Source organism: Mucilaginibacter sp. OAE612, assembly GCF_041806395.1.
GTDB classification, from domain to species: Bacteria; Bacteroidota; Bacteroidia; order Sphingobacteriales; family Sphingobacteriaceae; genus Mucilaginibacter; species Mucilaginibacter rubeus.
The window spans coordinates 6,113,702-6,125,697 of sequence record NZ_JBGMUW010000001.1; the positions used below are offsets into that span (position 1 = coordinate 6,113,702).

Sequence of the window (11,996 nt, forward strand, 5' to 3'; positions counted from 1 at the left end):
TTTTATAAACTGTTTATCCACTTCACCAGCTCATCGCGGGTTTTGCCCGTTTTTTTCTGGAGCTTGCCAAGTGTTTCATCGTCTTTGCCTTCCTGCCAGGCGAGGTCGTCGTCGGTAAGGTCGCCGTAAGCTTGTTTGATTTTGCCTTTCAGCTCATTCCATCCGCCTTTTATTTCTAACTTGTCCATAATGTTTTTTATTTAGATGTATCAGGATAACGGACGAGGCCAAGGATGGTTTGAAAAAAAGCCAAAAGCAGAATGCCGAAAGCTGAAAGCCCTGGCATAGTTATCAAAGCTACTTAACTAAATCTCAACCCTAAGCCCGGATCGTGGTTTAGTATGTATTTTCCGTCACTAAACTCCGGCATTACATAAGGGTTATTACTTACTAAAAAGGGGCCGTCAAGGTCAACCCAATCTGCTTGCGGAGCAATGGCTAAACCTGCTAAAGCGGCACAGCTTGTTTCGGTCATACATCCAATCATGATCTTCAGATCAAGTTCGCGGGCTTTGTCGATCATTCTTTTCGCTTCATATAAACCTGCAGATTTCATGAGTTTAATATTGATACCAGTATAAACACCTCTGGCCTTTTCCACATCCTCAAAACGCTGAACGGATTCATCGCCAATAATAGGAATAGGACTGCGTTCGGTAAGCCAGGCATTACTATCGGGATCAGTTTTGAGCATGGGCTGCTCTATCAATTGTACGCCTTGTTCGTGCAGCCAATAGGTCATATCAAGGCTTTGCTGTAAATCTGTCCAGCCCTGGTTTGCATCTACATAAAGCGGCACATCGGTAACCGAACGGATAGTAGTAATCAATTCTTTATCGGTATCCCGACCAAGCTTAACCTTGATCACTTTAAACCCTTCTGCCTCTTTTACCTTTTTGATGACCATTTCGGGCGTATCAATGCCTATCGTAAAACTGGTGACCGGCATCAGCGCAGGGTTGCTGCCGAGCAGTTGCCAGCAGGGCTGGTTTTTCAATTTGCCGTCCAGGTCATGCAGGGCAATGTCAATAGCCGCTTTAATGGCGGGATTGCCGGGAGCAATGCTATCAAGGTAATTGATTATCGCTCCAAAATCCAAAGGGTAACTAAACCGGCTGATGTCAACCTTGCTTAAAAATTCGGTAGCACTTTGATGGCTTTCGCCCATATAAGGCACCATTGATGCCTCGCCGTAACCGGTTTTACCTTCGTGACTGATCTGCACCAGCATAACCGGCGTAGAAGTTCTTGAAAATTTGGCTATCGTAAAAGCATGCTTCAGCTGAAGCTCGTAGGGTTGATATGTCAGTTCCATGTTAAAAACCAAAGCTAAAATTTTAGTACGAAAATCGTGCTTATCTTTGCGGCCATGCCGGCACAAATTTATTCACCGTTCACCAATTTCAATTTCAGTAACAATAAATGTTTCCTTACGGGGCAAAACCTTAATTCGCCCGAGGAACAGATCCAGGTATTTCCGCAATGGCTCATGAGCCGTTACGAACTGGAAGATAAGCATTTTAAGTTGCTCGACGAAAGCATGGCTACTTATAAAGACCTGAAACTGCCCTGCACAGCCGAAGTTAACGAACGCTATCTTGAACCGCTCGAAAACGAAATTGCTGCCGCTTTTGATACCGGTTACGACGCCGTGAAAACGCTTGATGAGGACAAACTGTTTCTGTGGGCGGGTAAATTGCTGTACGGAATTATTTTTAATGAGATCCAGGCCGGCATCAAACTCCAGCACTCGCAGGGCGAGGAATTTAACATATCGCAATCCATTATCCACAAGTTCAATAACCTGCACATGATGCTGCAAAGCCTCAATCTGCCGGTTGAGTTTGATGGTTTTAAGCCGTACAGCCTGGTATTGTTTAAGGTTGATAATGCTGAGAACGTTTTTGGCTACCGCGATGAGATCAATACGCTTACCTTTTCATTGAGGATAAAAGATTTTGGTCTGATCCTTTGCCTGCAGGATAACGGCGCCAACGCCCGTTATCATAAAGAAGCTTTAGATAAAATTGGAGATCATGTCCTGCACCCCATTCAGTTTGAAGAATTAAACGCCCGCTTCTTTTATTCGGCTTACCTGTTTAACCGCCTGCCCGAGTACGATATTTTCAATATTGGCGATACTATATCCTTAGAAGCCCTGCCCCTGCGTGGCACAAGCAGCAAGCCGCTGTTTGATGACTGGATGAACAAAACCTACGGACAGGTACTGGAAAACTTTTGGAAAAATTGGGGGTTCCTGCTGTTAGAGATTATCAGGAACCCCGAAAAACCTATGAGCTTTTTATTTAATGCTGATGGGGAGTTTATCAATGGCCAAGATTTGAAACTGCCGTTGTAATCTGCTGCCAAAAATCGGGCAAAATTTCATGGTGAAATATAATGGTGATCATTAAGCCACTCAGTGCGCCATAAAAGTGCGCGTCATGGTTGATCTGATCGCGCGAATATTTTGACGCGAAGTGGCAATACACAAGATATAATACGCCAAATATCACTGCCGGGATAGGAATTGGTATAGGCAATATCATCATTTGAGCCAGGGGATTATATAATATCGCACTAAAAATAACCGCGCTTACCGCACCCGACGCACCCAAACTATAATAACTGTAATGATCTTTGTGTTTGAGCACAGTAGGCATGTCGCTTAAAATTAAGCTTACAGTGTACAATATGGCAAATTGAACGTGGCCTAATAACGGCTCCAACCCGAACGCGAAAAAGTAAAACGACAGCATATTGAAAAACAAATGCATCCAGTCGCGGTGAATAAGTCCGCTGGTAATGATGGTATGAATATCCTTTCCCCGCGAAACGGTATAGGGGTGCAGCAATCATGCGGCCATAAAGGTTATTGTTTGAAAAAGCTAAAAGCGATGTTATGATAGTGATTGCAAAAATGATGCTGGCCACAGGGGCCGTGTGTATAATTTCCATTTATTTAAGGTCGAGTTTAGTATTTGTTAAAAGCCTGCCTACCGGGTAGCGCATAAAAGTTTTTTCAAAGTAGGGCGAATTGCGGTAAACAAAGAACAATTGCGCTCCGGCATTATTGGCCAGCTGCGGGTCTTTTGCTTTGGCATCGTCCAGTTTTTGTTTAATCGACGGATCCTTTTTTAGCAGATCAGCAGCTATATCTTCAAAAACATAGTCCGAAAAATACTCTTTTTCGCCCAGCACCGAATCAAAAAAGTTCCACGCAAAAAACGAGTCGACACCCTGCGGTTCCAGCGTTTCCACGATATAACGGTTTATCGGCTGATTAGTATACACCACATAATCGCCGGCATAAAATTTAACCGGCATATCCACCGGGTTTAGTTTTACGCCGGTATGCAGGTAATGGCCCTCAAATGGCCGGGCCGGTGTTTTTAAATCGGCTATATAATACATTTGCAGGTTAAGCGTGGTGTCATGTGCCAGTTGTTTCATTTGCACCCCATTCAGCTTAAACAGGTCAACCACCTTACCCCATGCCTGCGGAATTACGTAAGCTATCGGTTTATCGGCAGTGGCGGTAACTTTATAGGTATTGTAATATTTGATGGTTTTGGTGTAGGGCTTATCCCGATCATAATATAGCCTCGGCAATCCGCTCACGCCGCTGGTTTTATAGCCTGCTTCATATCCTTTAAAAGCAATGGTATCAACCTTACTTTTATCAACCGTCCATCCTAATGCAAACGTTTTTTGATTGGCTACCTGCTCATCGGCCTTGCGTTTCAACTCGCCTATCAGTTTAGCATCGCGCTGGTTGACTTCAATCAGGTGCTGCATAAAATCATAAGTGGCATACACGCGCTTATCAAAAGGCTTCAGCATATGTGTTTCGGTAATATAGCTGATGATATTATGCTGAGCAGTAAAGCCGGTGGCAAAGCGTGGGGTTTCCAAAAAACTAACGATACCCGAGTCCGGTAAACCCTCTTCGCCTGCACCATAGGGGATCATCTCGTACCCGCTCTTTTTCATTTTGCTGTACAGGTACGGTGTAAGTGTTTTGGTGGTATAATCAGCCAGGATGGGGTTTTGCTTTTCTTTTTGGGTTTCGATTAGCGTCATCACATATTGATAGTCGGCGCCATCGCTGGTATGGTTATCTAAAAAGATCTCGGGTTTCCAGGTAGTCAGGATCTGTGTAAAAGCCAAAGCATTGCGGCTATCGGTCTTAATAAAATCGCGGTTAAGGTCGAGGTTGCGATAATTACCCCTAAAGCCATAAGCCGATGGGCCGTTCTGACTTACACGACTTAAGCCACGGTTAAGATTGCCGTCGATATTATAAAGCGCGATAAGGCAAATTACCACATCTTTTGGCAGGGTGTTATTTTTCAGCATATCGCGTACAAGCATCATACTGGCATCAATACCTTCCGGTTCGCCGGGGTGAATGCCGTTGTTAATGAGCAGCACCCTTTTGTTTTGCTTTTTAATAATTGCCGGATCAAATATTTTATCTTTTGAAAGTACAACGAGTGTCAGGGGTTTGCCTACATCGGTTGTGCCGTAATTGATAAGCTTCATTTGCTGCGGGTATAGCTTGTTAAGCTTTTGATAGTAATCAATTACCTGGACGTAGGTGGCGGTATAATTTTTATCCTTACTTAGTTCAAAAGGAGTAAGCTGAGCTTTGGCAGAGAGGGTAATAAAACAGGTGATAAGGGCAGCGAAAACTATCTTCATAAGTAAATACGTTGTTCAAATATAGCTTAAGAATGCCAATTAGATATGCGAAACACAATAATATTACTGATCGGGAATGGTGCCCCAGCCATCAAACTCACAATCAAATTTGTAAGCAAGGCTACACATCTGGTTAATCCATGATGCTACAACTGCCTCTTTCATTTTTACTTTGTCAGACCAGCCGGTAATAATGAATAGTTTTTTATCCCCTTCAGAAACACCGAATTTTACCTGGTAGCTTAAATTGGATAATTCCTGCGCAAATATCTGGGCCTTTTGATATGTATTGGTGTAAAAGAAAAACTCAAGCATCAGCTCCCTGTCTTCGTCAACATTTAGCTCCCTGAGCTTTTCCATAAGTACCGGCAGCATGTTAATCTGTATTGCCGATTTTTCACTGAACGCTTCGGCCGATACAAATTGTCCGCTGTCCTTTTTACCGAAAAATCCAAATAGACCCATAAGAATAATTTGCTTATAATACAGCTATCTCCGCCTGCACTTTCTTCGGCAGGCTTTTAACCACTTCATTGTATGAGTGGTCAATCATTTCGCAGAGTTGTTTACGGGTGAGGGAGCCGTTCATTTGCACGGTGTTCCACATTTTTTTGTTCATGTGATAGCCGGGCTGCACTTCGGGGTAGCGTTCACGGAGTTCAACAGCCCATTCAGGATCGCATTTAACATTGAACCTGTCGCCGGTTTGCAAACCGGTTAGTAAAAAGATTTTTTCAGCTATCTTAAAAACCAGCGTATCCTCGCCAAAAGGGAAGCCCTCGGTGGCACCAGGTTTCTGCAAACAATAATCGCGCAACTCTTCTATATTCATTACCTGAAATTTCTGACCAATTTGGTGTAGGATACTGTATTGCCAAAATTATATTTAAAACCGATGCTATATTGAACAAACTGATCGGGCGCATTGTTCTTAAATTTTTGAGGGTTATCATTGTAGCCGTCAAGCCCTTCCCCAAAAGTATAGCTGTGCTGAACGCCAAGGGTTATGGTGTAACCTACCTGGTCGTAATCATCGTAAATTTTAAACTCATAGCCCAATCTTAACGGTATCATAAGGTTGATGCTCTTATCTTTTCCCTGAAAACCCTCGGTTTCGCCAACCGGCCCATGGTTCTCATATCCGGGAGGGTTCGAACGTTGTACAAACGCCATCTTATTTTTTATTGCACCAATGCCCGAGCCTATATAAAAGTTTTTAAGTACGTTTAAAACGCCGCTGTTACTATAATCAATGATTTCGCCCATTTGTAAATCGGCACGAAGGACAAGCGCTAAAAAATTATTTTTTGATTTACGGCCAAACTCGTCTGTACTGGGTGTAAGGCCGCCGCCTTCAATAGTTCCAAAATGAAAATCAAGCGCTATTGGTACATAAGGACTGTAGTTGTAAGTTAAATTGAACGTACCCCCGGGATGCCATACTTGTTTTTTAAGGTCATCGAACCCACGAGCGTAATTGACACCTCCGCCAATGCCCCATTCATAATAATTAAAACCACTTTGGGCTTTTGCCATAGCCGAAGCACAAACCAAAACAAAAAGTAGAAAATATTTTTTCAATGTATAATTTTAATCAATATTTACAACTGGAGATGGCATTAACCACCGCCTAAATTTCCCCTAATATAAAAGCTTTATATGAATTTTAACTCATTCATTAAGTTCACAGTAGCCGAACGCTTCTTGCGCTACGTTACCATTGATACGCAATCAGACCCTTCTTCGGTTTCATTTCCATCAACAGAAAAGCAAAAAGATCTTGCCCGGCTGCTGGTTGATGAACTGTTGGCTATGGGTATAGCCGATGCACATTTAGACGAGTACGGTTATGTCTATGCTACTATTCCGTCAAATACTGATAAAAAGGTACCCGTAATTTGCTTTTGCTCGCATATGGATACCGCGCCCGATTGCAGCGGAAAAGATGTAAAACCAATTGTACATAAAAATTACCAGGGCCAGGATTTAATATTGCCCGATGATAACACCCAGGTGATCCGCATGACCGAGCATACCGATCTGAAGAACCAGTTGGGTAACGATGTTATTACAGCCAGCGGTACCACGCTGCTCGGCGCCGATAATAAAGCCGGTGTGGCCGAAATAATGGATGCCTGCTACCAGCTCATCAGCCATCCCGAAATAAAACATGGCGATATCCGGATCCTGTTTACGCCCGACGAAGAAGTTGGCCATGGTGTTGACCATGTGGATATTGCCAAATTGGGTGCCTTTGCCGCTTATACTATGGATGGAGAAAGCGCGGGTAATATGGAGAATGAAACCTTTTCGGCCGATGGCGCCAGGCTTACCATAAATGGTGTAAGCTCACATCCGGGATTTGCCAAAGGCAAAATGGAAAGCGCCATTAAAATTGCCGGACAAATTATTGCCGCCCTGCCCGATGAACTTTCGCCGGAGTATACCGAAGACATGCAGGGGTTTGTGCATCCGGTAGGTATAGAAGGCCATGTGGAAACCGCCGCTATCGATTTTATAATCCGGGATTTTGATGAAGCCAAACTTGCAGATCATGTTGAGGTTATCCGCCGAACGGCTGCTGATGTATTGAAAAAATTTCCGGGCTCAACGTTTGATATTGCCGTGAGCCAGCAATACCGTAATATGAAAGGTGTGCTTGACCAGCATCCGCAAATTGTTGATTATGCTATGGAGGCCATTAACCGTACCGGCTTAACCGCCAAATTGTGCAGTATCCGGGGTGGTACTGATGGTTCACGGCTTTCATTCATGGGCTTGCCTTGTCCTAACATTTTTGCCGGCGAACATGCTTTTCACAGCAGGCACGAATGGGTATCAATTCAGGATATGCAAAAAGCGGTTGAAACCATTTTGCACCTGTGCATGATCTGGGAAGAAAGAAGTTAAGACATACGACTTTTCTTAATAACACAAAACTAAATTTGAAGATGTATACAATACGTACTGCCACCTTAAACGATGTGGAAACTATCCGTGATATCGCCGATAAAACATGGTGGGTAACCTACAGCCCCATTCTTGAGCGCGAACAGATATCCTTTATGCTTGGCGAGATTTACTCGACAGAGAAAATAACCAAACAGGTTAAAGAAAATCAGCAAACTTACCTGTTACTGGAGGAAGAAGGCAATCCGGTGGCATTTGCAGCCTACTCGCCCCGCGAAGAGGATCCGGAGATCTACAAATTGCATAAACTTTACTGCCTGCCCGAAACGCAGGGCAAGGGCTACGGAAAAGTATTGATTAACGAGGTGGCCCAAAAAACTAAAGATGCCGGTAAGAAAACGCTGGAACTTAACGTCAACAGGTACAATAACGCCAAATCATTCTATGAAAAAATGGGGTTTACCATAGCCTATGAAGAGGATATAGCCATTGGTAAATACTGGATGAACGATTATGTAATGCGAAAGGAACTATAGCTGATTGCTATTTGGCGGGAAGGGTTTTTAAAAGCTCTTTTGCGGGTACAGCTTTGAAACTGCCGTCTTTATCTCCAATGATAAGGCTTTCGTTGTTGGCAGCGGCAGTTTCAACCAGTTTGCGGTTTGCCCGCTTCATGCCTTCAAGCACTTTCGCCTCTAACTCATCCATGCCCATTTTTTGTGCTTTAGTTGTCATTTGCCTGATCTAAAATTACTTTCCAAACGTCGGATTTTATTATTGTTTCTTCTAACGATCCGAAACCTCTTGCCACCACCAGGGAGCCTGTATTTATATTATTTATTACAAACCATTTATCACAAAGAGGTATATACAAAGATACCAAATTTCTTATTCCTCGATAATATCTCCGCTCTATTACATCAGCCGGGATATTATGGCCACCTTTGCTTACGCGTTTAGCTACTCGTTCCTTTGCCATTTCAGGAGAGCTCAACCAAAAAAACAATAAAGTAACTTCGTATCCTGTTTGCTGGGCTCTTTTAACCAAGGATACATAACTCCGGGTTGAAAGCGTTGTTTCAAAGGCAAAGTCAACTTCCCGGTTCAGCAACTCATCAATCCGCTGCAGCATGATCCGGCCGGCTTCGAATGCAACACTTTCCGGATCGAAGGGAGATAGTCCCGCCGCGATGTTATCTGCATTTACAAACTCATTACAGTTAAGCAATTCGGGTAAAACTGTATAACTTGCCGTGGTTTTACCGGCACCATTACAACCTGCTATAATATACAAATTAGGCATCCTGTGAATTTAGTTGTTAATCCTTAAAAATAGCATACATATATTTATCCATCACCTCGCCATTTTTAATAATTGACCTTCGTAGTACGGCCTCTTGAATATAGCCTGCTTTTTCGAGCACCCGTATGGATGCCGTGTTTCTATTATACACACCGGCTTCTAAGCGCAATAGCGAAAAATGTTCAAAAGCATAAGTGGTTACCAGTTTTACAGCCTCGGTTGCTAAGCCCTTTCCCCAATGTTCTTCACCAAGCCAATAGCCTATTTCGGCGGTTATGCGGCTTTCGTCGGTAAAAAGTTCAACACCAATGCCGCCGCAGGCTTCACCGTTAACTACTATGGCAAAGTTGGTTAAAGGTTGCTGATTTTGGGCCAGGTTTACCCAAAATAGCGCATCCTCCATAGTATAAGGATACGGGAACCTGTCGCGCAAAAAAGCCGATACTTTAGGGTTATCCGCATGCTTTTGAAGTGATGCTTCATCGCCCTGTTGCCACGCCCTCAATAAAAATCCGTTGCCCTGTAGTTCCATTTTGTAACAATAAAATGCTTAAAAATAACAATCATTAGCCAAACTGTTAAATTGCATGCTTTATTGAGATATGAAAAAACTGTTAGGCTTATTGTTCCTGATCCCGGCAACGGGCGCCTTTGCCCAAAAGCTGGATACCCTTAGCATCGAAAAAATTATGCGCGACCCTAAATGGATCGGGGTTTCACCCTCCAATATCCGTTGGGCTAACGATAATAAAAAGATCTATTTTAAATGGGATGATGATGCTTCGGGCAATACCCGGTTATATTCAGTTAGCCCCGGCGACAACAAGGTACAAAAAGTTAGCATTGCCGAGCAGCGCGATCTGGCAGCCGGTTACGGCGAATGGAACAAAAAGCATAGCCAAAAGGTATTCAGTAAAAACGGCGATTTATTTTTATACGATGTAAAAGCCAACAAAACCACCCGGCTAACAAATACCGTAGCGCAGGAAGACAGCCCTGTTTTCAGCGGTGATGAAACAAAGATCATTTACAAAGAAGATAATAATCTCTTTGCCCTGAACCTGAATGGCGGCACCCTGGTACAGCTCACCAATTTTGTACGGACAGCAAGCGATAAAAAAAGTAAGGATAAACCCGGCGAGCAGGAACAATGGCTCAAAAAACAACAGCTTGAGTTGTTTGAGATCATCAAAAAGGAAGCAAAAGACGATAAAAAAGATTCAACAGAAACAGCATTGCTTAAGTCCGACAAGCTGAAAGAGATTGCCTATGGCGATAAAAGACTGAGCGCTGTACAGATCAGTCCGGATGGCAGGTTTATCACCTATCGCCTTACCAAACGCGCCGATGGCGTTCAAAACGCGATTGTACCTAATTATGTTACCGCATCGGGTTTCACCGAGGATATTCCGAACCGTTCAAAGGTAGGCCGGCCATCGTCAACATCAGAGACTTTTATTTACGATAAACGCCGGGAAGCAGTTTACCCGGTTATTACATCAGAGATCCCCGGCATTAAAGACCTGCCCGACTATTTAAAAGATTATCCCGATGAATTAAAAGCCCGTCAAAAGGAAAACGCCGACAGGCAGGTAAATATCGATGGCGTTTTATGGAATCAAAGCGGCGGCAATGCCGTGGTCATTATCTCAGCACAGGATAATAAAGACTGCTGGATCATGCGCTTAGACCCGGTAAGCGGTAAACTAAGCCTGCTTGACCGTCAGCGAGATGAGGCCTGGATTGGCGGCCCCGGCATTGATGATCCCGGAAATGCAGGTTTTATTGATGATAACCATTTTTATTACCAGAGCGAAGCAAGCGGTTACTCGCATATTTATGTGGTTGATGTAACCAGCGGCGCCAAAAAACAACTCACCAGCGGCAAATGGGAAGTGCAGACTTTGCAGCTAAGCCAGGATAAAAAGACGTTTTATTTTACCGCCAATATCGATCACCCGGGCATTATCCATTTTTACAGGATCCCGGTTAGCGGCGGCATCCCCGTTAAAATTACCGGCATGAAGGGCGGCAACGAGGTAACACTTTCGCCTGATGAAAAGTGGCTGGCTATTCGCTACTCTTATTCAAACAGGCCCTGGGAATTATATATCCAGGCCAATAAACCCGGTGCAAAGGCGGTAAAAATAACCAACTCCGTTTCGGCCGAATACCTGTCGTACCCCTGGCGCGACCCGGAGATCATCACTTTTAAAAACCGTTATGGCGCTGATGTTTACGCACGCCTGTATCAGCCTAAAAAGCAAGATCCTGCAAAACCCGCTGTGGTTTTTGTCCACGGAGCGGGATACCTGCAAAACGTTACCTATTCATGGAGTTACTATTTCCGCGAATTTATGTTTAACAATATGCTGGCCGATAACGGATACACCGTTTTAGATATCGACTATACCGCAAGCGCGGGTTATGGCCGGGATTTCCGAACAGGGATCTATCGCCATATGGGCGGCAAGGACCTCACCGACCAGGTTGATGGCGTAAAATTGCTGGTTGAAAAATATGGCGTTAACCCGAAGCATGTCGGTTTATACGGCGGCTCATACGGTGGCTTCATTACGCTTATGGGTATGTTTACCGAACCGGATGTTTTTGCTGCAGGCGGCGCCATACGCTCCGTTACCGACTGGGCGCATTATAACCATGAATATACTTCAAATATCCTCAATGAACCTTTCACCGATGAACAGGCTTACCGTAAAAGTTCGCCTATTTATTTTGCCAACGGCTTAAAAGGCAACCTGCTGATGCTCCATGGCATGATAGATCAGAATGTGAACTACCAGGATATCATTCGCCTAACTCAAAAACTGATAGAGCTGCACAAAGAAAATTGGGAGCTTGCCTCGTACCCCGTAGAAGACCACGGCTTTGAACAACCCAGCAGTTGGGCCGACGAGTATAAACGCATTTATAAGTTATTTGAGAGCACGTTGAAAAAGTAGGGTAATTAAGAAGAGCTGCAAAGGGGGACAAGCGAGGGAGGTGACGCGCCAATCGGATCCTGTACCGGGCGGTTATATATCCAAACGCCGCAAGTTAAGCCGAGTTATAAGCTAAA

14 protein-coding genes are annotated in these 11,996 nt (G+C 44.0%); 4 read left to right on the forward strand and 10 right to left on the reverse strand.

Going from position 1 to position 11,996, the window contains the following annotated elements; genetic code table 11:
- Nucleotides 1–2: 2 nt before the first annotated feature.
- Both ABID99_RS25525 and ABID99_RS25530 read right to left on the reverse strand, forming a co-directional pair.
- Nucleotides 3–188: a CsbD family protein gene (locus tag ABID99_RS25525; RefSeq protein WP_091169309.1), complete on the reverse strand. Its 186-nt coding sequence runs from the start codon at nt 186–188 to the stop codon at nt 3–5.
- Nucleotides 189–301: 113 nt separating this feature from the next.
- Nucleotides 302–1,315: a dipeptide epimerase gene (locus ABID99_RS25530; protein WP_373615508.1), complete on the reverse strand. Its 1,014-nt coding sequence runs from the start codon at nt 1,313–1,315 to the stop codon at nt 302–304.
- A 54-nt stretch (nt 1,316–1,369) separates the two neighbouring features.
- Here ABID99_RS25530 and ABID99_RS25535 point away from each other — a divergent pair, with 54 nt between their 5' ends.
- Nucleotides 1,370–2,359, forward strand: coding sequence for a hypothetical protein (locus ABID99_RS25535; protein ID WP_373615509.1), 990 nt, complete (start codon nt 1,370–1,372; stop codon nt 2,357–2,359).
- On the opposite strand, the gene ABID99_RS25540 is transcribed toward ABID99_RS25535, so the two are convergent.
- The 5 genes from ABID99_RS25540 to ABID99_RS25560 all read right to left on the reverse strand — a co-directional run bounded on the left by ABID99_RS25540 (nt 2,328) and on the right by ABID99_RS25560 (nt 6,285).
- Nucleotides 2,328–2,855 (reverse strand): rhomboid family intramembrane serine protease, encoded by a 528-nt coding sequence (locus ABID99_RS25540; RefSeq protein ID WP_373615510.1) that lies wholly within the window; start codon nt 2,853–2,855, stop codon nt 2,328–2,330. The genes ABID99_RS25535 and ABID99_RS25540 overlap by 32 nt on opposite strands.
- 103 nt (nt 2,856–2,958) lie before the next feature.
- A complete protein-coding gene (locus ABID99_RS25545; protein WP_373615512.1) occupies nt 2,959–4,704 on the reverse strand; it encodes a M14 family zinc carboxypeptidase in 1,746 nt (581 codons plus the stop codon).
- 63 nt (nt 4,705–4,767) lie between these two features.
- A complete protein-coding gene (locus tag ABID99_RS25550) occupies nt 4,768–5,169 on the reverse strand; it encodes a ribonuclease E inhibitor RraB (RefSeq protein WP_188833687.1) in 402 nt (133 codons plus the stop codon).
- A gap of 13 nt (nt 5,170–5,182) precedes the next feature.
- Nucleotides 5,183–5,536 (reverse strand): MmcQ/YjbR family DNA-binding protein, encoded by a 354-nt coding sequence (locus tag ABID99_RS25555; RefSeq protein WP_188833688.1) that lies wholly within the window; start codon nt 5,534–5,536, stop codon nt 5,183–5,185.
- Nucleotides 5,536–6,285 carry a hypothetical protein gene (locus ABID99_RS25560; RefSeq protein ID WP_188833689.1) on the reverse strand — a complete coding sequence of 250 codons (750 nt, stop codon included), beginning with the start codon at nt 6,283–6,285 and terminating at the stop codon, nt 5,536–5,538. The genes ABID99_RS25555 and ABID99_RS25560 overlap by 1 nt, the downstream gene beginning before the upstream one ends.
- A 78-nt stretch (nt 6,286–6,363) precedes the next feature.
- On the opposite strand from ABID99_RS25560, the gene pepT reads away from it, so the two are divergent.
- Together pepT and ABID99_RS25570 are read left to right on the forward strand one after the other, a co-directional pair.
- On the forward strand, nt 6,364–7,614 hold the full coding sequence (gene pepT / locus ABID99_RS25565) for a peptidase T (protein ID WP_188833690.1): 1,251 nt from the start codon (nt 6,364–6,366) through the stop codon (nt 7,612–7,614).
- Between the two features lie 41 nt (nt 7,615–7,655).
- On the forward strand, nt 7,656–8,150 hold the full coding sequence (locus ABID99_RS25570) for a GNAT family N-acetyltransferase (protein WP_188833691.1): 495 nt from the start codon (nt 7,656–7,658) through the stop codon (nt 8,148–8,150).
- A gap of 7 nt (nt 8,151–8,157) precedes the next feature.
- Here ABID99_RS25570 and ABID99_RS25575 read toward each other — a convergent pair whose 3' ends face one another.
- From ABID99_RS25575 to ABID99_RS25585, 3 genes are read right to left on the reverse strand one after another with little or no spacing between them, the layout of a single operon-like run.
- On the reverse strand, nt 8,158–8,349 hold the full coding sequence (locus tag ABID99_RS25575) for a hypothetical protein (protein WP_091169281.1): 192 nt from the start codon (nt 8,347–8,349) through the stop codon (nt 8,158–8,160).
- Nucleotides 8,339–8,917 (reverse strand): zeta toxin family protein, encoded by a 579-nt coding sequence (locus ABID99_RS25580; protein WP_090532502.1) that lies wholly within the window; start codon nt 8,915–8,917, stop codon nt 8,339–8,341. Before ABID99_RS25580 ends, ABID99_RS25575 begins: the two co-directional genes overlap by 11 nt.
- Nucleotides 8,918–8,933: 16 nt before the next feature.
- A complete protein-coding gene (locus ABID99_RS25585; protein ID WP_090532504.1) occupies nt 8,934–9,449 on the reverse strand; it encodes a GNAT family N-acetyltransferase in 516 nt (171 codons plus the stop codon).
- A gap of 70 nt (nt 9,450–9,519) precedes the next feature.
- Here ABID99_RS25585 and ABID99_RS25590 point away from each other — a divergent pair, with 70 nt between their 5' ends.
- The gene (locus tag ABID99_RS25590; RefSeq protein ID WP_188833692.1) at nt 9,520–11,880 is read left to right on the forward strand and encodes a prolyl oligopeptidase family serine peptidase; all 2,361 of its coding nucleotides are present in this window, start codon (nt 9,520–9,522) and stop codon (nt 11,878–11,880) included.
- The last annotated feature ends 116 nt before the right edge of the window (nt 11,881–11,996 follow it).